This window comes from Variovorax rhizosphaerae, from assembly GCF_037889975.1.
Taxonomy (GTDB): Bacteria; Pseudomonadota; Gammaproteobacteria; order Burkholderiales; family Burkholderiaceae_C; genus Variovorax; species Variovorax rhizosphaerae.
Window position 1 is genome coordinate 318381 of record NZ_JBBKZT010000002.1, and the last position, 21646, is coordinate 340026.

General features: G+C 66.1%; 20 protein-coding genes. 15 read left to right on the forward strand and 5 right to left on the reverse strand.

Features of this window, described 5'->3' with window-relative positions:
• Positions 1–7: 7 nt before the first annotated feature.
• Complete coding sequence (locus tag WKW82_RS05380; protein ID WP_340341217.1) at positions 8–235, reverse strand: biotin/lipoyl-binding carrier protein; 228 nt, start codon at positions 233–235, stop codon at positions 8–10.
• Between the two features lie 165 nt (positions 236–400).
• Between WKW82_RS05380 and accB the strand changes: the two genes are divergently transcribed.
• The 8 genes from accB (at position 401) to WKW82_RS05420 (ending at position 9550) form a co-directional block, all read left to right on the forward strand.
• Complete coding sequence (gene accB, locus WKW82_RS05385; RefSeq protein WP_340341218.1) at positions 401–898, forward strand: acetyl-CoA carboxylase biotin carboxyl carrier protein; 498 nt, start codon at positions 401–403, stop codon at positions 896–898.
• Positions 899–900: 2 nt separating this feature from the next.
• Positions 901–2352: an acetyl-CoA carboxylase biotin carboxylase subunit gene (gene accC / locus WKW82_RS05390; RefSeq protein WP_340341219.1), complete on the forward strand. Its 1452-nt coding sequence runs from the start codon at positions 901–903 to the stop codon at positions 2350–2352.
• Positions 2349–3800, forward strand: coding sequence for an acetyl-CoA carboxylase biotin carboxylase subunit family protein (locus WKW82_RS05395; protein ID WP_340341220.1), 1452 nt, complete (start codon positions 2349–2351; stop codon positions 3798–3800). The genes accC and WKW82_RS05395 overlap by 4 nt, the downstream gene beginning before the upstream one ends.
• A 5-nt stretch (positions 3801–3805) precedes the next feature.
• Positions 3806–5308, forward strand: a complete 1503-nt coding sequence (locus WKW82_RS05400; protein WP_340341221.1) for a carboxylase — start codon at positions 3806–3808, stop codon at positions 5306–5308.
• A 12-nt stretch (positions 5309–5320) separates the two neighbouring features.
• Positions 5321–5779, forward strand: coding sequence for a Zn-ribbon domain-containing OB-fold protein (locus WKW82_RS05405; RefSeq protein ID WP_340341222.1), 459 nt, complete (start codon positions 5321–5323; stop codon positions 5777–5779).
• Positions 5776–7320: an AMP-binding protein gene (locus WKW82_RS05410; protein ID WP_340341223.1), complete on the forward strand. Its 1545-nt coding sequence runs from the start codon at positions 5776–5778 to the stop codon at positions 7318–7320. The genes WKW82_RS05405 and WKW82_RS05410 overlap by 4 nt, the downstream gene beginning before the upstream one ends.
• A gap of 11 nt (positions 7321–7331) precedes the next feature.
• Positions 7332–8507, forward strand: coding sequence for a thiolase C-terminal domain-containing protein (locus WKW82_RS05415; protein ID WP_340341224.1), 1176 nt, complete (start codon positions 7332–7334; stop codon positions 8505–8507).
• A gap of 68 nt (positions 8508–8575) precedes the next feature.
• Positions 8576–9550, forward strand: coding sequence for a Bug family tripartite tricarboxylate transporter substrate binding protein (locus WKW82_RS05420; RefSeq protein ID WP_340341225.1), 975 nt, complete (start codon positions 8576–8578; stop codon positions 9548–9550).
• A gap of 250 nt (positions 9551–9800) precedes the next feature.
• Here the strand turns inward: WKW82_RS05420 and WKW82_RS05425 are convergent, their stop codons facing one another.
• Positions 9801–10544, reverse strand: coding sequence for a GntR family transcriptional regulator (locus tag WKW82_RS05425; protein ID WP_340341226.1), 744 nt, complete (start codon positions 10542–10544; stop codon positions 9801–9803).
• An 88-nt stretch (positions 10545–10632) separates the two neighbouring features.
• Here WKW82_RS05425 and WKW82_RS05430 point away from each other — a divergent pair, with 88 nt between their 5' ends.
• The 5 genes from WKW82_RS05430 (at position 10633) to WKW82_RS05450 (ending at position 16536) form a co-directional block, all read left to right on the forward strand.
• Positions 10633–10995, forward strand: coding sequence for a polyhydroxyalkanoic acid system family protein (locus WKW82_RS05430; RefSeq protein ID WP_340341227.1), 363 nt, complete (start codon positions 10633–10635; stop codon positions 10993–10995).
• Positions 10996–11001: 6 nt separating this feature from the next.
• Positions 11002–11175, forward strand: coding sequence for a hypothetical protein (locus WKW82_RS05435; RefSeq protein ID WP_340341228.1), 174 nt, complete (start codon positions 11002–11004; stop codon positions 11173–11175).
• A 226-nt stretch (positions 11176–11401) separates the two neighbouring features.
• On the forward strand, positions 11402–14821 hold the full coding sequence (locus WKW82_RS05440) for an alkaline phosphatase family protein (protein ID WP_340341229.1): 3420 nt from the start codon (positions 11402–11404) through the stop codon (positions 14819–14821).
• Between the two features lie 358 nt (positions 14822–15179).
• On the forward strand, positions 15180–15503 hold the full coding sequence (locus WKW82_RS05445; protein WP_340341230.1) for a cell envelope biogenesis protein TolA: 324 nt from the start codon (positions 15180–15182) through the stop codon (positions 15501–15503).
• A 142-nt stretch (positions 15504–15645) separates the two neighbouring features.
• The gene (locus WKW82_RS05450; protein WP_340341231.1) at positions 15646–16536 is read left to right on the forward strand and encodes a LysR family transcriptional regulator; all 891 of its coding nucleotides are present in this window, start codon (positions 15646–15648) and stop codon (positions 16534–16536) included.
• A gap of 7 nt (positions 16537–16543) precedes the next feature.
• Here WKW82_RS05450 and WKW82_RS05455 read toward each other — a convergent pair whose 3' ends face one another.
• The 3 genes from WKW82_RS05455 to WKW82_RS05465 form a co-directional block, all read right to left on the reverse strand.
• Positions 16544–17527, reverse strand: a complete 984-nt coding sequence (locus WKW82_RS05455) for a tripartite tricarboxylate transporter substrate binding protein (protein WP_340341232.1) — start codon at positions 17525–17527, stop codon at positions 16544–16546.
• Positions 17514–18368 carry an amidohydrolase family protein gene (locus WKW82_RS05460; RefSeq protein ID WP_340341233.1) on the reverse strand — a complete coding sequence of 285 codons (855 nt, stop codon included), beginning with the start codon at positions 18366–18368 and terminating at the stop codon, positions 17514–17516. The genes WKW82_RS05455 and WKW82_RS05460 overlap by 14 nt, the downstream gene beginning before the upstream one ends.
• A gap of 160 nt (positions 18369–18528) precedes the next feature.
• Positions 18529–19458 (reverse strand): LysR substrate-binding domain-containing protein, encoded by a 930-nt coding sequence (locus WKW82_RS05465; protein ID WP_340341234.1) that lies wholly within the window; start codon positions 19456–19458, stop codon positions 18529–18531.
• Positions 19459–19581: 123 nt separating this feature from the next.
• On the opposite strand from WKW82_RS05465, the gene WKW82_RS05470 reads away from it, so the two are divergent.
• The gene (locus WKW82_RS05470) at positions 19582–20559 is read left to right on the forward strand and encodes a Bug family tripartite tricarboxylate transporter substrate binding protein (protein WP_340341235.1); all 978 of its coding nucleotides are present in this window, start codon (positions 19582–19584) and stop codon (positions 20557–20559) included.
• 57 nt (positions 20560–20616) lie between these two features.
• The gene (locus WKW82_RS05475; protein ID WP_340341236.1) at positions 20617–21555 is read left to right on the forward strand and encodes an amidohydrolase family protein; all 939 of its coding nucleotides are present in this window, start codon (positions 20617–20619) and stop codon (positions 21553–21555) included.
• Positions 21556–21646 lie beyond the last annotated feature (91 nt).

Genomic DNA, 21646 nt, shown 5'->3' on the forward strand with positions numbered 1-21646 from the left:
ACGGCGCTCAAGCCTCTTCAAAGATCGCGATCTCCTGCCCCTCGCGCACCGGCGCGCCCTCGGCAATCAAGAGCTTGATCACGCGCCCATCTTCGGGGGCGAGGACCGGGATCTCCATCTTCATGGATTCGAGAACCATGATGGTGTCGTCGGCCTGCAGCGTGGCCCCGTCTTCCACCACGATCTTCCACACGGTTCCAGTGATGTCGGAGCGAATCGTCGTCTGTGTCGTCATGTCGATTTCCTTTTTGAAATGCCCGACTTCGTGTCGGGATGGACGTACTGTAATCGACATTATGATTGTTGACAATCCTAATATTCGCATGATCTAATCCGTTCACTGCAGCAAGACAGCTGCGCAGACAAGGCGGACACTCCCGCCGCAACCGGAGATAAAACCGTGCCTCTTTCCTATTCCGACGTACGTCGCATCCTCGAGATCCTCGACAGCGCCGAACACCTCGAATCGCTGGACGTGACCGTGGGGGAGTTCGAACTTCATGCCCGCAAGCCCGGCGCCTCTGCCTTCACCCGCGAACGGGCTGGGCAAGCCCTGGCAGCCCGCACCGCCTCCACCGAAGCAGCGCAAGCAGTCGTAACAACAGAAACAGCAGCAGCAGAAGAAGCGCTCACCGAAGTACCGGAAGGCCTGCTCGCCGTGCGCGCCCCGATGGTCGGCACCTTCTATCTGCGGCCGAGCCCCGACCAGCCCGAATTCGTGGCCGTCGGCGCAGTTGTCCAGGCCGGCGACACGGTCTGCCTGGTCGAAGTCATGAAGATGTTCAACACGGTCAAGTCCGACGTGGCGGGCACGGTCGAACGCATCCTGGTGGGCAACGGCAAGCCCGTGACCCACGACCAGATCCTGATGCTCATCAAGCCTTCGAAGGGAGCCTGACCATGAACACGACTGCAACGATCCCCGTCGCCAAGCGCGACATCCGCCGCGTGTTCGTGGCCAATCGCGGCGAGATCGCCGTGCGCGTGATCCGCGCCTGCCGCACGCTCGGCATCGAGGCGGTGGTGGGCGTTTCCGAAGCCGATACCGAAACCCTTGCCGCGAAGATGGCCGACGAAGTGGTGGTGCTCGGCCCGCCGCTGGCGGCCGAAAGCTACCTGCGCGCCGACAAGATCGTCGAAGCGGCCCTGCGCACGGGTTGCGACGCGGTGCACCCCGGCTATGGCTTTCTTTCCGAACGTTCCTCCTTCGTGCGTTCCTGCGTCGAAGCGGGCCTGGTGTTCGTCGGTCCCTCGGCCGAGTCGATCGACGCCATGGGCGACAAGATCACGGCCGTGGGCCTGGCACAAAAGGCCGGCGTGCCGCGGGTGCCTGGCACGGGCGCGCTGGCCGACGTGGCGCACGCGAAGCGCGCCGGCGCCGAGATCGGCTATCCGGTGCTCATCAAGGCGACCGCCGGCGGTGGCGGGCGCGGCATGCGCATCGTGCGCGATGAAAGCGAACTCGAATCGCTGATGAGTTCGGCCGCCAACGAGGCGAAGTCCGCCTTCGGCGACGACACGCTCTACATGGAGAAGTTCATCGAGCACGCGCGCCACATCGAGATCCAGGTGATGGCCGACTCGCACGGCAACGTGGTCTACCTCGGCGAGCGCGAATGCTCCACGCAGCGCCGCCACCAGAAGCTCATCGAGGAAGCGCCCTCCCCGGCAGTCGACCCGGCCATGCGCCAGGCCATGGGCGAATGCGCGGTGAGCCTCACGCGCAATGCCAACTATTGCGGCGCCGGCACCATCGAATTCGTCGTCGACCAGCGAGACAACCGCTACTTCTTCCTCGAGATGAACACCCGCATCCAGGTCGAGCACCCGGTGACGGAAATGATCACCGGCTTCGACCTGGTGGCCGAGCAGATCCGCGTGGCGGGCGGCCTGCCGCTCTCGTTCACGCAGGCCGAAGTCCAACTGCAAGGCCACGCCATCGAATGCCGCATCAACGCCGAAGACCCGGAGCGCAACTTCCTGCCGCGGCCGGGACTGATCTCGGCGTGGGAGGTGCCTTCGGGCGAGGGCATCCGCGTCGACTCGCACTGCTATGCCGGCTACACCGTGCCGCCTTATTACGACTCGCTGCTCGGCAAGCTGATCGTGCATGCCGCCACGCGCGAGCAGGCCATCGCGCGCATGCGCCAGGCGCTGGGCGGGCTGCGTGTCGAGGGGCCGACGACCACGGCTTCGTTCCACGACTCCGTGCTCGCGCATGAGGACTTCATCCAGGGCAAGGTCACAACGCGCTGGGTCGAAGAGACTTTCCTGCCCGAGCGCAAGGCGGCGCAGAAGGCGGCGGCGCAGGCTGCCAAGCTTGCGCAAGCATCGGCAGAGGCGCAGCCATGACAGAACGCACCATCCGCCATACCGACGTCAGCCTGACCGACGGCCAAAGCGCACGCTGGGCCGGCGCGATGACCACGCCCATGGCGCTGGCCGCCGCCAGCCAACTGGCCGCCGCCCAACCCGCCGCCATCGAGGTGACCTCCAATGCCACGATGCAGCAATGCGTGGCCCGCGGCGAAAACCCGTGGCAGCGCATCGAACTGCTGCGCGAGCGCTGCCCCGCCGTCGCGCTGCGCGCATCGCTCTCGCTCCTGACCTCGCACGGCAAGCGCGGCGCCGACGTGGTGTCGACCGACATGGCCACCCTGTGGCTCGCCGAGCTCTCCCAACGCGGCGTCAACGAAGTCCTCGTCATCGACCCGCTGATGCAGATGGATCGCATCTCGCCAGTGCTGAAGTCCGCCACGTCGATGGGCCTGACCGCCATCGCCGCCCTGCCCTTCAGCGGAGCGCTGAATGATGAGGAACTGCGTGCGCAGGCCAAGGGATTGGCCACCGCAGGCGCCAGTCGCGTGATGCTGCGCGACGAGTCCAGCCTGCTGGCCGCCGACCGCCTCGCGAGCTTGCTGCCCGCCCTGCGCGCAGGGCTGGGCGCCACGCCGCTCGACCTGCACCTGCGCTGCCAGACGGCGCTCGGCCCGATGATCGCGCTCGAAGCGGTGCGCATCGGCATCGACGGGCTCGACACGGCCTTTGCGCCACTGGCCAACGGCGCCTCGACACCCGCGCTGGGCACGCTGCTGAAATCGCTGCGCTTGCTCAAGACCGGATGCCCGGTGACCGAACAACGCCTGCACGCGGTGCGCGAAGCCGACAAGCTGCTCACCAGCATCGCGGACCGCCACGGCTTTGAAGCCGGTCGCGCGTGGGTCTTCGACCTCGCGCCCTACGCACACCAGTTGCCGGGCGACATCGCCGCGCACTGCATGCGCCAACTCGCCGCATCAGGCCTGATGCACAAGCTGCACGCCTTCGCCAACGAATGCGCGCGCATCCGCACCGACCTCGGTTCGCCGCCGATGCTGGCCCCCTTTGCACAGCCCATCGCGGAGCAGGCGCTGATGCATCTGCAGGGCATGCCGCGCCACGCCGAACTGCGGCCGGGCGTGCGCCGCGCACTGCAGCAGGTCTACGGTGCCGCGCCCGGCAGCGTCGATGCCGGGCTCGCCCGTCGCGTGGGTGCTTTGCCCCAAACGGAATCGCCGTGGGTCGAACTGCTGCGCACGGCCTACCCCACAGCCAGCGACGCCGCACTCGTGACCGCGATGGTCTGTGGTGTCGAACCTGACACCCACCCCGCGCCGGCATCGACCGACGCCCTTCGCTACGTCCAGACCACCCCGACGGACGCACTCATCGCCGGTCTCACCAAGCGTGCGGCGCGCTATGCCCAACTCGAGGTCACAGGCCCCGGCGTGGCGGTTCAACTTCAAGGCACGGAGGGCTGAAAGCCATGCTCGACCATCTCAAACAGCTCGTCGCGGCCGAAACCACGCGCACCGGCAAGCGCCGCACCGTCCACCTGACCGACGACACCCTGCGCGACGGCCAGCAATGCCTGTGGGCCACGCGCATGCGCACCGAGCACATGCTGCCCATCGCCGAACGCATGGACCGCGCCGGCTTCCTGTCGATCCAGGCGATTGCGCTGGTGCAGTTCGATGCAAGCGTGCTGTTCCTGAACCAGGACCCCTTCGAGCGCATCCGCCAACTGCGCCAACGCATGCCGCGCACGCCCCTGCGCGCGGCCATCCGCAGCAACCTGATGCGCGGCTTCTTTCCGGTGGCCGATGACATCACCGAACTGTTCGTCGAGCGGCAGATCGCCAACGGGGTACGCGACATCGGCATCTTCGACGCGCTGATGTGCTCGGACAACCTCGCCCCGGCCATCGGCGTGGCGAAGCGGCTTGGCGCCAACATCACCTACCTGCTCGGCTACAACATCGCCCCCGGCTATGACGACGCGCTGTATGCCGGCAAGGCACGCGAGGCGGTCGAGCGTTTTGGCGCGCAGACCGTCACGCTGGCAGACGCGGCGGGCATCCTGACGCTGGAGCGTGTACGCACGCTGATCCCGGCCATCAAGGCGGCCATCGGCAACCGCGCCAAGCTGGAGTTCAACACCCACTGCCTGACCGGCCTGGGACCGTTGCTGGCCATCGAGGCCGCAGTGCACGGCGCCGACAGCATCCTCACCGCCGTCGATCCGCTCGCCAACGGCAACTCGCTGCCCGCCGCCCAGATGATCGCCCGCAACCTGCGCGAGATCGGCTTCGACGTCAAGGTCGACGACCGCCTGCTCGACGAGGTCGGTGACTACTTCAGCGCGCTGGCCGAACGTGAAAACCAGCCGGTCGGCGTGCCCGCCGAGTACGAGCCCAGCCACTACATCACACAGTACGCGGGCGGCGCCATGAGCAACCTCGAATCGCAGCTCAAGCTCGCCGGCATGTCCGACAAGATGCCCCAGGTGCTGGAAGAAATCGGCCGCGTGCGCGTGGAACTGGGCTCGCCCATCATGGTCACGCCCTACCCCGCGATCGTCGGCGCGCAGGCGGTGATGAACGTGCTCAACGGCGAGCGCTACAAGGTCGTGCCCGACGAGGTCAAGAAGTACGTCTGCGGCTATTTCGGCGACCTGCCGCTGCCAGTCGACGGCAACGTCAAGGACAAGGTCATCGCCAACGGCTCGAAGGACGTGGCCATGCAGCCACCCGTGATCGAGCCCGTGCTGCCCGGCCTGCGCCAGCGCTACAAGGACATCGGCGACGACGAACTGCTCTTGCGCTACATGTACGGCGACGAGAAGATCAACGCGCTGAAGCCGACCGCCACGGACGACACCTACAGCCTGCATCACCCGGTGGTCGACCTCGTGTCGGGCTTGGCCCGATCGAAGCGCAAGTCGCAGGTGCGCCTGTCGGGCGCCAGCTTCTCGCTCTGCGCGAACTGAAGGAGCACGACCGTGACCGCCACGCTGCAACGCCCGCTTCCCATCCCCACCGCCGAGACCACGCACTATTGGCAGTCGGCCCTCGAAGGCCGCCTCAAGGTGCAGTACTGTCCCGCCTGCCAGCGCCACCAGTTCTATCCGCGCCGCTTCTGCACCACCTGCCTGACGACCGAAATCGAATGGGTGCAGGCCAGCGGCAAGGGCCGCGTCTACACGTACACGGTGTGCCACGTCGCGGCGCATCCTGCCTTCGAATCGCGCGTGCCCTATGCCATCGGCATGGTCGAACTCGACGAGGGCGTCCGCATGCTGGCGGGCATCGTCGGCCCGGACCTCCAGCAACTGGCCATCGGCGCGCCCGTGGAGGTGTGCTTCGAGAACATCGCCGACGACATCGCGCTGCCGATGTTCAGGCTCACGGGCGGCGCCACGGCTGCCCCACAAACCCAAGAGATCCCGGAGACAAGATGATCATCGATTCCTTCGACGCCGGCGCCACGGCGTTCCCCGAGCGCACCTTCGTCCAGGGCGGCGGCATGCAGATGAGCTATGCCCAGGCCGCCGACGCATCGCACGCCGTCGCTGCCGCGCTGGTGCGCGATGTGCAACCGGGCACGCACGTGGCCGTGCTCTCGCCCAACCACCCGATGGTGTTGCCGGCCATGCTCGGCGTGATGCGCAGCGGCGCGGTCTATGTGCCGCTCAATGCACGCGACCCCATCGAGGACATCATCTGGTTCGCGAAGTTCTGCGAGATAGCGGTGCTGGTCTGCCATTCGCAGTACACGCCGCACCTCGAACGGATGAAGGCGGAAATCCCCTCACTCAAGCGCGTCATCGGGCTGACCGAGCCGCTGGAAGCCGGTGGTGCCTCCGTCACGCAATGGTTGGCAGACTTCGCGGGCCAACGGGTCGACGTGCGGCGCGGACCGGATGACATCGCCCTCATCAAATCCTCCGGCGGCACCACCGGACGGCCGAAGGCGATCATGCAAAGCCACCGCTCGCTGGAAACGGCCTATCGCATCACCAACCAGTTCACGCCACCGAAGAAAGACCCGGTGCACCTGGTCGTCGCACCGCTGACGCACGCCGCGGGCGCCACCATGGTCGCGCTGTCGCGCTTCGGCACGCGCAATGTCATCGCGGCATCGGCCGATCCCGGCGTGATCCTGGAGGCGATCGAGCGCGAACGCGTGACGCACATCTTCCTGCCGCCGACGATGATCTATCGCCTGCTGGCGCATCCCGATGTGGCCACGCGCGATTGCTCGTCGCTCGAATACGTGATGTACGGCGCCGCGCCCATGTCTGTCGACAAGCTGCGCGAGGGCATCGCGCGCTGGGGCCAGGTGTTCATGCAGTCCTATGGCCAATCGGAAGTGCCTGGCGTCATCACCTGCCTGTCGCGCAAGGACCACTGCGTGCACAACGACCCCGAACTCGACAAGCACCTCGCATCCGCCGGCCGCCCCTCGGGCGCCTGCGAAGTGGCGCTGATGGACGACGACGGCAACATCGTGCCCACCGGCGAACGCGGCGAGATCGTCGCGCGTGGCGACCTCGTCTCGCCCGGCTACTACAACAACCCCGAAGCCACCGTGGCCGCACGCGCCTTCGGCTGGCATCACACCGGCGACATCGGCGTGTTCGACGACAACGGCTACCTCTACGTGGTCGACCGCAAGAAGGACATGGTGATCTCCGGCGGCTTCAACATCTATCCGAGCGAAATCGAGCAGGTGATCTGGGGCCACCCCGCCGTGCAGGACTGCGCCGTGGTCGGCATTCCCGACGCCGACTGGGGCGAGCGCCTCACGGCCGTGATCGAACTCAAGCCCGGCAGCAGCGCGACGGCCGAGGAGATCATCGAGATGTGCAAGAAGCGCTTCGGCAGCCTCAAGACGCCCAAGCAGGTGGAGTTCTGGCCCATCCTGCCGCGCAGCCCGGTGGGCAAGGTGCTGAAGAAGGATGTGCGCGCCAAGCTCACGTCCGCACCGTTGTCGGCTTGAAGGGAATGCACATGGATCCCAAAGCACTGGGTGGTCGCTATGCGATCGCCGGCATCGGCGAGGCGGGCATGGGCAAGGCACAGGCCGGCGACACGGCCTTGTCGCTGCAATGCGAGGCGGCGCGCCAAGCCATCTTGGACGCGGGCTTGAAGCCTTCCGACATCGACGGCGTGTTCGCACACTGGGACGACCGCGCGGCCGGCCTGCTCGTGACGGAGTACATGGGCCTCACGCCGAGCTACGTCGACAGCACCGTGGTCGGCGGCCAGTCGAACCTCACGCACATCGCCCATGCCATGGCGGCGATGGAAGCGGGCTTGTGCAATGTCGCGCTGATCAGCTACGGCAGCACGCAACGCCTGGACCGCAGCCGCTCGCGCGGCGGCACGATGCAGGACGCGCGCATGCCCAGCGGCCAGTTCGTGCTGCCCTACGGCATGCTGAGCCCGATCGGCTTCTATGCCATGCAGGCGCAGTTGCACAAGCACCGCCATGGCACGCGCGCCGAAGACCTGGGCGAAGTCGCGCTGGCCGCACGGCGCTGGGCCCAGCTCAACCCCAACGCGATCGCACAAGGTCCGCTCACAATGGACGACTACCTCGCCTCGCCGATGGTGGCCGACCCGCTGCGCAAGCTCGACATCTGCCAGGTGACCGACAGCGCCGGCGCCGTCGTGCTGGTGCGCGCCGACCACGCACGCGACCTGCCCCGCAAGCCGGTGCTCGTCCAGGGCTTTGCCGAGCAATACATCCAGCACGCCACGCCCTTCGGCACCGACGACTGGCTCGACAACGGCGTGCTCGCGAAGATGGGCCGCCTGGCGCTGCAACGCGCCGACATGACCCGTTCCGACATCGACCTCGTGCAGATCTACGACGCCTTCACCATCGGCGTGCTGGTCGGCCTGGAGGAACTGGGCTTCTGCGAGCGCGGCGAAAGCGGCGCCTTCGTGCAAGGCGGTCGCATTGCGCCGGGCGGCGCTTTCCCCATGAACACCTCCGGCGGCGGGCTGTCCTTCAACCACGGCGGCATGTTCGGCATGCCGCTGATGATCGAGTCGGTGCGCCAGCTGCGCGGCGACTGCGGCGACCGCCAGGTGCCAGGCGCGCGCAACTGCCTGATGCAGGCCGGGGGCCTCGTGATGTCGGCGTACATGGTGATGGTGCTGGACACCGAATCGCGATGAACGCCTGACGACCTTCTTCAGCGCGTCGGCATCGACACGCTTCCCACATCCCATCTTCTGGAGCATCCATGCTTGAAATGAAAACCTGGCGCACCCTGGCCACCGCGCTCGCACTGATTGCAGCGCCCCTCGCTTTCGCGCAATCAACGCCCGACAAGGCGATGCGCATCATTGCGGCCGGTCCGCCCGGCGGCACCCTCGACGTGGTGGCACGCTTGCTGGCCGAAGGCTTGCAGCGTGAACTCGACCGCTCCGTGATCGTGGAGGCCAAGCCCGGAGGCGGCGGCGCGGTGGCCGTCAATGACCTGATGCAGGCGCCCCGCGACGGCAACACGATGGTCGTCACGCTCGACGCACTGGTCAGCGAGATCCCGCACATCATCAAGCTGCGCTACGACATGGCCAAGGAGGTCAAGCCCATCGCCGAACTCGCGCGCGGCGGCCTCGTGCTGGTGGGAAATCCATCGCTGCCGGCCAGGAACCTGCCCGAGCTGATCACCTACGTGAAGGCCAACCCCGGCAAGGTGAGCTACGCCAGCTACAGCGCCGGGACCGTGTCGCATGTGATGGGGCTGCAGCTCAACAAGGCGGCCGGCATCGACATGTCGCACGTCGCCTACAAGGGCACGCCACCCGCGCTGGTGGACGTGATGGGCGGGCACGTGCCGCTGATGTTTGCCGGCATTCCCAACGCCGTTCCGCTGGTCAAGTCCGGCAAGATCGTGCCCTATGCGGTGAGCCTGCCGCAGCGCTCCCCGAACCTGCCCAACGTGCCGACCTTCACGGAACTGGGCTACCCGCAGTTGGAGGCGCTGGCGTGGGTCGGCCTGTGGTTGACCCCGGACGTGCCGGCTGCCGCGCAAAACCGCTTGCGCGAAGCCGCCATGAAAGTCATGGCGCAACCGGCCATGCGGGATCGCCTGACGGAATTCGGCCTGGCACCCGGCCAGCCGCGCACGCCGGACGAATTGACGAAGTCGCTGCACGCCGACTACGAGCGCATCGGCGCCGTACTGAAGGCCATCGACTTCAAGCCTGAGTGACCTCAAGCAAAGGCGCGGTTCATGTCAGCTGTGCATCACGCTATCGTGTGCCCCCGCGACGCATGAAACGAGGGCGAGCAATGCCTGTGCGTGGGCACTCGCGGATCCGGCTCTGCCGGGCCGCCGGGTGCGCCCACTTGAGGGCTGAGGGCCGCGGCTCCAAGCCTGCCTGCGCAGGCTTGGACGGCCCGCAAGAGCAGCCGCCTCTGGCGGCCGCCCCGGCGCCGCAGGCGCATTCGGGGTGGGTTTGTCATGCGCCTTCGCCCGCTTCGCGCGCCTGGAGCTGCCGGACCGCTTCGCGCTTCGAATCCTCGATGAGCTTTTCCACAGACTCGGCGGCAGCTTCCACGTTGCCCGCCTTCAGTGCCTTTTGCATGGCCCGCCAATTGCGCGCCGATTCCTTGCGCCGGGCCGGCGTGGCCAGGCCCAACTGGGTGTAGCGCAGGGTCTGCCGCGACAGCGACGACAGGATCTCCGCCATGCGCTCATTGCCGCAGTTGTCGCGCAACACCCGGCCCAGGCGAAACGAAGTGTCGAAGTAGGCTGTGCCGTCAGCGTTGGGGTCCTGCGCCAGTGCATCCAGCGCCTTGATGTCCGCATCCAGGCTCGCCGCCACCGCGACCGCCTCCTCGGCGCTGAGCCGGGCGACCATGGCGCCCGACAGCGTGCGGCGAATCTCGAAGATGTCGCCGACCTCCTTGATGGACAGCTGCGTGACATGCGCCCCCCGATTGGGCAGGATGCGCACCACCGAGTCACTCTCGAGAATTCGCAAGGCCTCGCGCACCGGCCCGCGGCTGACCTCGAATTCCTCGGCCAGCGACTCTTCGCGAATGCGATCGCCCGGCGCGTATTCACCGCTTGCAATGGCATTGAAGATGTGCTCGGCGATCTGCTCCGGCAGCGTCTGCAATTGGCGGCTCGCGGCCTTCTTGGCGCGCGCTGGTGGCGCTTCGGCCCGCGCCGCGCCGGGTTCTGGTTTCTTGATCGGCATGCCCATTCCCTTATTGTCTACAAACCGAATGTAGTCATGCGATTAGATCACAGGCATGCGCGCGTGCGCGGGACTGCGGAGCTGCACCGTGCCCCTGCAGCCTCTTGCCCAATGCGGCAATTCGCTGCACTCTATGCATATGGCAGCGCCCATCATCATCAGCATTCCACATCAGCTCGGCCGCGCCGAGGCACGTCGTCGCATCGAAGGCGGTTTCTCGAAGATCATCAACGTCCTGCCTGTCAGCAGCGGGGCCCTCAGCGAGCGCTGGGACGGGGACCGGCTCATCTTCAGCGTCGAGGCGCTGGGCCAGGCTATCGCCGGCGTCATCCAGGTCCTCGATGCCACGGTAACGATTGAAATCGAACTGCCTGGTGTCCTGCGCGTCATCGCAGGCGGCCTCAAGGACAGGCTTCAGAAAATGGGACAACTGCTGCTGACAAAGAAGTAGCGCTGTTTGTCCAGACTGAAGCGACGCGGCCTGGCACCCTTCGCGCAACTCGGCGCGTTCAACGATGCGTCCGACGTGTGGCGCGAAGTCGAGACGACGCTCGACGGGATCATCACTGCGAGCGCGGCGCGCGCAAGTGCAAGAACGAAGCTGGCCGGCATGTCGCATGAACGCCGGTGAAAGCGTACGGCACAGGCTAATTCCTCGGGCATATCACGGAAGACAAGTGCATCGCGCCGCATGCAACTTGTCATGGACAAGCGCGAGCCTCCCATGCCAATATGCCGCGCGACACGTCCTTCCGAGAGCATCGCCTCCCGGTCCCGCCCCATCGACGCGAGCCCCTGCCAGGCAGCGGCCCACGTCGATGTTGCACATCTTCCTGCGCAACCAGAGGGGAATCGAGATGACGGAAAAGATCACGATACGGGCCGGAGTCAATCCGAGTGCCCTGGCTTTCGACGGCGCCTGCGTCTGGGTGGCCAACTGGGCCAGCAACAACGTGATGCGGATACAGGCCGCCACGGCCGTGACCATGGGCACCTATCCTGTCCTCGCACCGTCAGGGCTGGCCTTCGACGGTACCGACATGGTTGTCCTGTCGGCCGACGGCTTGCTCAAGCTGTCGATCGAGACCGGCGAGGTGGTCGGCAAGTATGCGTATGCCTTGGCCTCCGACGATCAACCGTCCGCGATCACCGCCGACGGAACCAACGTCTGGGCGGTGAACTACCGCCACAGCAGCGTGTCGAAGCTGCTGACGCGCTCCGGCGAACTGGTCGGCACCTATCCCACCGGCGAGCGGCCCTCGGCTCTGGCGTTCGACGGGACGCACATCTGGGTCACCAGCGAATTCGGCGAGAGCGTGACCAAGCTCATGGCGGCCACGGGCGCCGTGGTCGGCACCTATCGGGTCGCCGAGTCGTCGGGCGGCCTGGTCTGCGACGGCACCCATGTCTGGGTTTCGGGAACGGGCCGGGGCATCGTGACCAAGCTCGCTGTCGACACCGGCGCGGTGGTCTGGGAACGCCCTGCCGGCAACAGTCCCCAGGAAATCGCCTTTGACGGCCACTGCATCTGGGCCGCCGACCAGGCCCGAGGCGTCATCACAAAGCTGGATGCCGCCTCCGGCGAGGTCGTGGAGACGATCGACCGCGTGTCCAGCGCCGCCGTCATGGTCTTCGACGGCACCTGCATGTGGGTCGCGAACTACGCCGACAAGCTCGTGACCCGCGTCGTGGCCACCGGCGCCGCAGGCACATCGGGCCGGCCCATGCAGCAGATCGAACACGTTGTGCTGCTGATGATGGAGAACCGATCGTTCGACAGTCTGCTGGGCTGGCTCTACGAGAAAGGCCATCCGGCCCGGCACGTGCCGCCGCTTCGGCAGGGACTGCGCGCCTACGAAGGCCTGCAAGGTCTCGATCTGGGCGCATTCGAGAACGTCGATGCGACCGGGCGGATCAAGGTCAGGCCGACCCGCGGCGCGCAGGGGCTCAACGTCCCCAACATTGCGCCGGGCGAGAACTTCGCGCAGGTCGCCACGCAGTTGTACGAATGGCCGTTCGAGATGACCTTCGCACCGCCCATCCAGATCACGCCGGGCGGCGTGCTGGCGGCAGGCAGATGGCGCACCCACGACGCCGTGAAGGGCATGTCGCCCGCGCAGGTGCACGAGGCGCTGAGTGCCACGCTGGCCGACCACAGCACCCAGGGCCAGGCCTACTTCTCGGCCTTCCCCGACAGCCGGCCCCTGAATGGTCCGCCCGCCGACGACCTGGCCGGCAAGCTGGCCATCGTCGCGCTCCTGCGAGACGCGAAGATCCGCGACGTGCCGTGGCTCAAGTCGCATACCGACGACGAGCATCGCAACACCGTGATCGCGTGGCTGGCGAACACCTTCTCCATTCCGGCGGGCGAACTCCAGGGCAGCGCCAACGAGGACCTCGTGCTCATGGCATGGACGCGCTCGCGCAAGGCCAGCATGAAAGGCTATGTGCGCGACTACACGAATGTGCTGCGACACCTTGCCTTTCCGGAAGATGCTGTCGGGCGCTACGCCTCCCACGTGATGCAGAGCTTCACGCCCGATCAGTTGCCCGTCATCAATGGATTGGCGGAGCACTACGCCGTCTCTGACATGTGGTTCTCGTCGGTGCCGTCGCAGACGAACCCCAACCGCGCTTTCGCGATGTGCGGCACCTCGATGGGCCTGGTCAACAACGGCTTCCTGGAGAAGGATTCGCGCGCGGCCCCCATCGAGAACGCCTTCGGATACCTGATCGGCGACGACCGCTTCGAATCGAAGACGATCTTCAACGCGCTGGAGGAGGCCCATTCGACGTGGAAGGTGTTCTACCAGAGCGGCTATCTTCCGAGCAACATCTACAACGCCATCCAACTTGCCACGGGCGGCAGCATCGCGGCGGAGATCGGGTTTGCGGCAAGGGCACCCCTGCTTGCGCTCGGGCAAGTGATCCTCGCGGCCATCAGCGCGGACCACGCGCAATACCTCAAGGAGCTGAGCTCTCCGGACGTGGTGTCCGACTACACCCACCGCCTTTTCCCGGAGATCCTTCGCGTCGCGAATGCGGACTCCCACTTCGCGAAACTCGACGACTTCCACACGCTGGCGCGCGCCGGAAAACTGCCGCACTTCTCCTACCTGCAACCCGAATGGACGATCGCCCACGCCGGCACCGGCGGCGGCTTCGGCTCCACGCTGGGCATCCAGAGCGTGCTCTTCCACCAGGGCCGGGACTACCACCCGCCCGGCAACCTCGATGCCGCGGAGAACCTGGTCAAGGACATCTACGACAGCCTGATCGCGAACCGGGCCGCTTGGGAAAAGACCCTGTTCGTCCTCACCTTCGACGAACCCGTCGGCTCGTTCGACCACGTGCCGCCGCCCGCGGCGATACCGCCCTGGGGCGACGGGTCTTCGCAAATCAAGCAGGAATCGAGTTTCGACTTTCGCCGGTATGGCGGTCGCGTACCCGCCATCCTGGTGTCGCCGTGGATCGAGAAGGGCACCGTGTTCAGGTCGAAAACAGAAGCGCCCTACGATCACACGTCGCTCATCGCGACCATCCTCAAATGGCGTGGCTTGGAGAAGAACATCCCGGATTTCGGCAGCCGTACCGCGAAGGCACCGACCTTCGACGGCGTGCCTTCCTTGAAGACCGCACGGCGCGACGAGAAGGCGGTCCGCTTCCTCAAGTCACACGCGAACGGCGAACCTCTCGCGTACCACGATCGCTTCTGGCTGAAGGATCACAAGGGCCGGTATGTCGCCGGATTTGCGGAACACTACGTCTTGCCGTTCTCGACAGTCGCCGCCGATCCGAACATCAGCGAGTTCTTTCCGATCCTGAGCAATATGGCGCCCGCCGCGAAGCGCACCGAGTTCTATTTCGAGAATGCCGAAGATCGCCCGTACGCGGGTGGCGTCCAGGCAATCCCCGGCGCGAAGACGAGGCTGGTCGCCGCCGAGAGCGGGCTCGGCGCCTACAACGTGCTGGGCGCATGGAAGGACTCCACCGACGCCTACTATTTCAACGACTACATGGAAGGCGACAACAGCACGCGCCAGACCTGGATCCTCGTGAAGGACAAGCCAGGCCCGGTCCATTTCGGTGACCGCGTCGGCATCCAGAGCGCATACGAGTTCGGATGGGCAACCGGCGGCAGCGGACAGTGCCTGGTGCCGTGCTATGACCATGAGAACTACCTGACCACCATCGCGCCAGGTAATCGGAGTTGGTACCTGCATTTCTATGAGAACAGCGAATATCTCTGGACGCTGGAGCCTGTCGACAGACGCTGAGGGTTCGGACCGCTGCACGCGCAGCAGCGGATCTTCAGGCGCGGTGGCAAGGTGCCGCGCGCGCGGCTTTCCTGCGAGCAATGCACTCGTCTCGGTGAGGATGTTCCTGAGGCGGTAGCCGAGCGGGCTTTCAAGCAAGCTCATGAAAGGCGGCCGATAGGTCCATCGCCAACCGCTGCGAAGCGGCTGCCGGCGTATTCGTGATGCCCGTGGGCACGGCGAGGCCATCGAGCGCGTGCATCAACTGCATCCCTCCTGCCGCGCCAACGCCGCCACACATCCAAACCCGTGCCCCTTGCGTACCAGCAGAGTGCATTCGCACTGGCGCTGACGGCGCTCAACTGTTGAAGGAGTCACGATGAAGAAGATGTTCCATGCACTCACCTTGCTGGGCGCGCTGACGGGCGGAGCCTGGGCGCAATCCAGCCCACCGGGCGTGGCGGTTCCGCCCAACACACCCGGCGTTGCCAGTGACAAGGCACAGCGGGCTGGAGAAGTGCGCAAGGATTCGCGCCTGGCACAAGGCATCAGCCCGCGCGGTGGCAGCGACATGCCCAAGGTCGCGGAGGGCGGCGCGATCGGAACGGACAAGGCTGCAATGACCGGCGAGCGCAGGGCCGAGACGCGCGACATGCGCCGACCCGGAAAGCCCAAGCCCATGCCAGGGGGCACGCCGAAGTAGGTCGGGCGCAGCAGCCCTTGCTGTCGGTCGGCCTCCAGGCAAGCGGTTCGTTGCGGAAGTCGCCAGTCGTCCACCAGCCGGCTTCGGTGCACCGTCCTGCGTGCCAAGCCGGGCTCGCGAACCCTCGACTCATAATCCCGCAATGGACACCCGGCAGATGCGATGTGTGTTGGCGATCGCCGATAGCGGCAGCCTCACGCGTGCTGCAGAGACCTTGGGCTTGGCGCAGCCGGCCCTGACCCAGACCATCAACCGACTGGAAGCCGAGATCGGCACCCGGCTCTTCGTGCGCTCGCGTCGCGGCGCGACGCTGACCGAGGCGGGTCACGCGATCATCGATGACATCCGTGCGAGCCTGGCCTATGGCGACGTGGCGCTCGCCCGGGCCCGCGCGATCGGCACTGGGATCGGCGGCGAACTGACGATCGGCTTCGTCTCGCATGCGTTGTACGAAGTGCTGCCCCGCGCGCTGAGGCGCTTCAGGGCGCTTCATCCGGAGGTTCAATTCCTCCTGCGCGAGATGAACAATGCGGAGCAGGTCGAGGCGCTGGAGCGGGGCCACATCGACATCGCGCTGCTCCACCCGCCGGTGTCGGTCAACGCCCGTGTGCACGAACTCAAACTCGGCGCGGAGGCCATGATCGCCGCGCTCCCTTCGGCTTTCAAAGTCGCCGACGACGGCTGTGTCTCGCTCGCCGAACTGGCGCAGCAGGGGCTGGTCTGGTTTCCCGAGCGGCAGGTATCGGGCCTTCGCAACGAGATGCTCAGTGCGATCCGCAGCGCCGGCCACCAGGTCGCGGTGGTGCAGGAAGCCAACCGCACGTTGACGGTGCTGGCCGCCGTGGCAGCGGGGTTGGGCTGGTCCCTGCTGCCACGCTCCGTACGCGCCCTGCACCACGACGGCGTGCGCTATGCCGAGGTGCGAGACGGCGCCTGCTTGCCGTCATACGAGCTCGCAGCGATGTGGCGCGCGCGATCGAGGCCGGGCTTCGCGGATGCATTCGCCGCAGTCCTGGCAAGCCGCGACGCCTGATCGGTCTTCAGTCCAGGCTGATCTTGTTGTCCTTGGCGAGCCGGGCCCATTTCTCGATTTCCGCACGACGGAAGCGCTCGAGCTCTGCCGGTCCGGACCCGATCACTTCGGCGCCCATGGCCTCCAGGCGGCTCTTCACCGCCGGCTCCTGGACGACAGCGGCCAGCTCCGTCGAGACGCGTTCGATCACCGCCGGCGGCGTGCCGCGCGGCGCGAAGATCGCGTTCCACTCGTAGACCTCATAGCCCGGCAGGCCCGACTCCGCAACGGTCGGCAGTTGGGGCAACACGGGTGACCGGGTCTTCCCCGTCACGGCGATCGCACGCAGCTTCTCGCTCTGGATGTACGGAAGGCTCGACGCGAGGCTGGCGAAGAAGACCGGCACCTGCCCTGCCATCACGTCCGTCAATGCCGGGCCGCCGCCCTTGTAGGCGACATGCGTCAGGCGCACCGCACCCATCGTCTGGAACAGCTCGCCCGCCAGGTGCTGTGCCGAGCCGTTGCCGGAGGAGGCGAAGTTGATTTCGCCAGGTTTCGCCTTGGCCTGGGCGAGCAAGTCCTTCACGCTGCGATAAGGCGTGGATGGCGTGACGACCAGGACATTGGGCACCTTCACCAGCAACGACACCGGCACCAGGTCGCGCAAGGTGTCGAACGGCATCTTGCTGCGCAGGGCCGGGTTCTGGGCGTGATTGGAAGCGTCGAGCAGCAGCGTGTAGCCGTCGGCCGGGCTCCTGGCCACCGCTTCACCGCCGATCGCACCCCCGGCACCCGCGCGGTTGTCCACCACCACGGGCTGGTGCAGGCGCTCCGACAGCCTCGGTGCGATCACGCGCGCGACCGCATCGACAGTGCCGCCCGGCGGGTAGCTCACCACCAGCTTGACCGGCTTGGAGGGCCAGGCTTGGGCCATGGCAACGCTGGATGCAAGCATCCATGCGATGGCGGCGCCGACGACACGCACGCGATTGAAATTTCTAGATCGATTCATTGTTGTCTCCTGAAGAAAACTGGAACAAGCGACAGGGGGTGTCGACGAGGATGGTTTGACGCGCGGCGGCGTCGGGAACCCAGGCATGCAATGACGCCAAGGTGGATGGAAACGAAGCGAGGTCGCGGTGCTGCGTGTGCGGCCAGTCGCTGCCCCACAGCAGGCGCTCGGGGCCGAACGCTTTCAGCAGCCGGGCGGCAGCCGCCGTGGCTTGCGCCTGCCCTGCCGAGGGCGCCCAGTTGCGATACGCGGCGGAGAGCTTGACCCAGACCCGACCCGTCCCAGCCGCATTCAGCATCCAGGCGAGTCCTGCGGCGTCCGCAGCGCCGGGCCGTCCGAAATGGTCGATCACCAGGCGGCAGCCGCTGTCGATCACGGCCTGTCCCACCGGAGGCAGCGCAGGAAGCTCGAGATGAAGCTCGACGTGCCAGTTCAAGGCTTTCACGCGCTGGAGCAACGCGACCCACGCGCGGCTGCGAAGGTCCGGTATCGCTGCGCCGACGAGGTTCAAGCGGATTCCGCAGACGCCCTGGCCTGCAAGTGCCTGGAGTTCGGCATCGGAGACGGATGGATCGACCACGGCCACGCCTCGCAAACGGTCCGGGTTGGCGCGCAGGGCCGCAAGCAGGAAGGTGTTGTCGGTACCGAGAAAGCTCGGCTGCACCAGCAGCGCATGCGACACGCCGTTCGCGTCGAGCAGGCCGAGATACTCGGCAAGAGGCGCATCGAAGTCCGGCGAGTGCCGCCGACCGTCTGCGAACGGCAGGTCGTGGCGGAACACGTGCGCGTGGCTGTCGACTGCGCTGACGGGCGTAAGACTGCGGGAAAAGGTGTGGGTCATTCGGAGGCCTGGTGTCTGTCGCCCAGTATCCGAAACGCTTCAATCGGTTGTCAGTCGTGGCGCGTTGCGTTTGCATAAGCTGTGCTTATGCCGGCGAGGTGCAGGGTAGCGTCCGCGCTGCAGCGAGCCCTTCATGCGCGGCAAGTCAGCCGCATCGATGTCAGGCGGTCGTGTTGCGCAAGGCGCCGCTGAACACCAACGCTGTCACGTCGCGCAACAGCTCAACCATCGCCTTCTGGGTCAGCGTCGACGGACGGTTCGCGGCGATCGCAATGGACAGCTTGCTGCGAAGGCTTGGCTGCACGATCGGGTGAACGACAAAGGCCTGTGGCTGGTCCGAGGTTCGCAGCGAATGTCGCGGCAGGATGGCGTACCCCGCGCCATCGGCGACAAGATCCAGGATGGCGGTGATCCCGTCGATCTCCAGCGCGATGTTCGGCCGGCAACCGATTTCCGCCATCTGCATTTCCACATGCATGCGTATCGCGTTGGGTCGGGTCGGGATGACCAGGGGGAGCTTCGCGACGTCTGCCAGCGTGCGGGCCGCGCCCACCTCCTTGGCACTTGCCTTCTGGCTCCTGCGGCCGATGAGAAAAAGCTCCTCTTCCATGAGCGGCGCAATCTCGAGGTCTGGTGAGGGAATCGGGTTGTAGAGCAATGCGATGTCGAGGCGACCGGTCAGCAAGCTTTCCTGCATGTAGGTCGACAGCCCCTCGCTGACCGACAGCGCGGCACTGGGCAGGCGCTTGCGAAACTCACGCGTGAGAGGCACGGTGAGGGCCTTCGCAACGCTGGGTGGCAAGCCCAGCGAGACGCGGCCCGCCAGCGCACCGTGCACCCGACCCAGCTCTTCGCGCATGCGCGCCACCTGGTGCAGGATGCCGCGGCCGTGCTCGAGCAGCAGCCTGCCGGCTTCCGTCGTCGTGACGCCACGGCCGTTGCGAGTCAGCAAGTTGAGTCGCAGTTCAACCTCCAGCATTCGCACCTGTCGACTCAAGGCGGGCTGCGCAATGTCAAGGACTGCGGAGGCCCTCGTGAAGCTGCCGAGTTCAGCCACACGCACGAAGTATTGGAGTTGCTTCAGGTCCATGGGGCCATGTTAAGGGTGAGCTATCGCATTTCGGCATATCAAGAAGTCTTTTCCTGACATTGCTGATCTCTTCGGCATAGCTGACAGTACCCACACTCGCTCAACTGATCCAGGAGACACAACATGAAATCCAGAATCCGCCGCCTGCTCTGGGTGGTCGCCGCCGCAAGCGCACTCGCCCCCGCCCTGAGCGCCTACGCGCAAAACTGGCCGGCCCAACCCATTCGCATCGTGGTGCCCTTTGGTGCCGGCGGCGTCGCCGACCTGACGGCACGCGTCGTGGCCCAACGCATGGGCCAATCGCTGGGCCAGGCCGTGATCATCGACAACAAGCCAGGGGCCGGCGGTGTGGTCGCGTCCGATGCCGTGGCCAAGGCGGCGCCTGACGGCTACACGCTGCTGCTGATGTCCAACGCCACCGCGGTCAGCGCCAATCTGTTCAAGACCCTGCCCTTCGATGCACGCAAGGACTTCGCGCCGATCTCGACCCTCGGCACGTTCGAACTCGGCTTGCTCACGAAGACCGACTCGCGCTTTCGCAATGCCGCCGACCTGCTGGCGTATGCGAAGGCCAACCCCGGCAAGCTCAACATCGGCAGCATCAATGTCGGCAGCACCCAGCACCTGGCCGCAGAGCTGCTGAAGATCCGGGCCAACGTCGACTTCCAGGTGGTGCCCTTCAATGGATCGCCCGCCGTGCTCACCGCCCTGCGCGGCGGCCAGATCGATGCCGCGGTCGAGATCCTGTCGCCCGTGATGGCGCAAGTCACGTCCAAGGCGCTGCGCGTCCTGGCGGTCACGGGCGAGAAGCGCTCACCCGCATTGCCGGACGTGCCGACCGTGATCGAAAGCGGCATTGCTGGCTATTCAGTGACATCGTGGAACTCGCTCGCCGCACCCGCGCGCACGCCTGCATCGGTCATTGCACGGCTCAACCGTGAAGTCAATACAGCGCTCGCGGACCCGGAGGTCGTGAAGAAGCTGCGTGAACTGCACGTATCGCCCGGCGCCAGCACGCCCGAGCAAGCGCGCGAGTTGCTCACCAGCGAGATCACGCGGTGGGGCGATGTGATGACGCGTGCAGGCATCGCGAAGCAATAGCGGCGACACGGCGAAACGAACTGCATTCATCAGCGGCCCTCATTCAAAGGCATGACCATGGAATTCACCAAGACTCCCGGATGGCTCGACTGGTACGCCGGCCCCAGCAAGCCTCGATTTCAGCTCCCCGCTGGCGCTGTGGACGCGCACTGCCACGTTTTCGGCCCCGGCGAGCAATTCCCCTTCGCACCGGAGCGCAAGTACACGCCTTGCGATGCCAGCAAAGACCAACTGTTCGCCTTGCGCGACCACCTGGGGTTCGCTCGCAATGTCGTCGTGCAGGCCACCTGCCACGGTGCGGACAACAGCGCAATGGTCGACGCCCTTGCGCACTCGAACGGCAAGGCGCGCGGCATCGCCACGGTGCGCCGCGGCGTCACGGACAACGAACTCCAACAGTTGCACGAGGCCGGCGTCCGCGGTGTGCGCTTCAACTTCGTCAAGCGCCTTGTCGATTTCACGCCCAAGGACGAGTTGATGGAGATTGCGGGCCGCATCGCACGGCTCGGCTGGCATGTCGTCATCTATTTCGAGGCGCAGGACCTGCCGGAGCTGTGGGACTTCTTCAGCGAACTGCCCACCGACGTGGTGATCGACCACATGGGCCGACCCGACGTGACCCAGTCGGTCGATGGCCCGGAGTTCGCTCTCTTGCTGAAGTTCATGCGCGAGCATCCGAACGTGTGGAGCAAGGTGACCTGCCCGGAGCGGCTATCGACGAGCGGACCGCCTGCGCTCCAGGGTGAGCGCGATGCCTATGTCGACGTGGTCCCCTTCGCGCGTCGCATCGTCGAGGAGTTCCCGGACCGCGTGCTCTGGGGCACCGACTGGCCTCACCCGAACCTGAAGAACCACATGCCGGACGACGGCCTGCTGGTCGATTTCATCCCGCACATCGCAACCACACCCGAGCTGCAACGCAAGTTGCTGGTCGACAACCCCATGCGCCTGTACTGGCCGGAGGAGCACATCGCTGCTCCAGGTGCCAAGTCCTAGTCCATCCAGCGGCGACAAGGCGGCAAGGACAAGCAGGCTTGATGCCGTGCCGGCGGGCCGCTCATTGGCCGCTCTTCCCGCCGCAGCGCAC

Bases quoted from the DNA above. Each gene is read 5' to 3' on its own strand.
- WKW82_RS05465 (WP_340341234.1), bottom strand. From the start codon at position 19,458: ATGGACCTGAAGCAACTCCAATACTTCGTGCGTGTGGCTGAACTCGGC.
- WKW82_RS05440 (WP_340341229.1), top strand. From the start codon at position 11,402: ATGACGGAAAAGATCACGATACGGGCCGGAGTCAATCCGAGTGCCCTG.
- WKW82_RS05470 (WP_340341235.1), top strand. From the start codon at position 19,582: ATGAAATCCAGAATCCGCCGCCTGCTCTGGGTGGTCGCCGCCGCAAGC.
- accC (WP_340341219.1), top strand. From the start codon at position 901: ATGAACACGACTGCAACGATCCCCGTCGCCAAGCGCGACATCCGCCGC.
- WKW82_RS05425 (WP_340341226.1), bottom strand. From the start codon at position 10,544: ATGCCGATCAAGAAACCAGAACCCGGCGCGGCGCGGGCCGAAGCGCCA.
- WKW82_RS05455 (WP_340341232.1), bottom strand. From the start codon at position 17,527: ATGAATCGATCTAGAAATTTCAATCGCGTGCGTGTCGTCGGCGCCGCC.
- WKW82_RS05450 (WP_340341231.1), top strand. From the start codon at position 15,646: ATGGACACCCGGCAGATGCGATGTGTGTTGGCGATCGCCGATAGCGGC.
- WKW82_RS05380 (WP_340341217.1), bottom strand. From the start codon at position 235: ATGACGACACAGACGACGATTCGCTCCGACATCACTGGAACCGTGTGG.
- WKW82_RS05415 (WP_340341224.1), top strand. From the start codon at position 7,332: ATGGATCCCAAAGCACTGGGTGGTCGCTATGCGATCGCCGGCATCGGC.
- WKW82_RS05475 (WP_340341236.1), top strand. From the start codon at position 20,617: ATGGAATTCACCAAGACTCCCGGATGGCTCGACTGGTACGCCGGCCCC.
- WKW82_RS05400 (WP_340341221.1), top strand. From the start codon at position 3,806: ATGCTCGACCATCTCAAACAGCTCGTCGCGGCCGAAACCACGCGCACC.
- WKW82_RS05460 (WP_340341233.1), bottom strand. From the start codon at position 18,368: ATGACCCACACCTTTTCCCGCAGTCTTACGCCCGTCAGCGCAGTCGAC.
- WKW82_RS05445 (WP_340341230.1), top strand. From the start codon at position 15,180: ATGAAGAAGATGTTCCATGCACTCACCTTGCTGGGCGCGCTGACGGGC.
- WKW82_RS05410 (WP_340341223.1), top strand. From the start codon at position 5,776: ATGATCATCGATTCCTTCGACGCCGGCGCCACGGCGTTCCCCGAGCGC.
- WKW82_RS05420 (WP_340341225.1), top strand. From the start codon at position 8,576: ATGCTTGAAATGAAAACCTGGCGCACCCTGGCCACCGCGCTCGCACTG.
- WKW82_RS05395 (WP_340341220.1), top strand. From the start codon at position 2,349: ATGACAGAACGCACCATCCGCCATACCGACGTCAGCCTGACCGACGGC.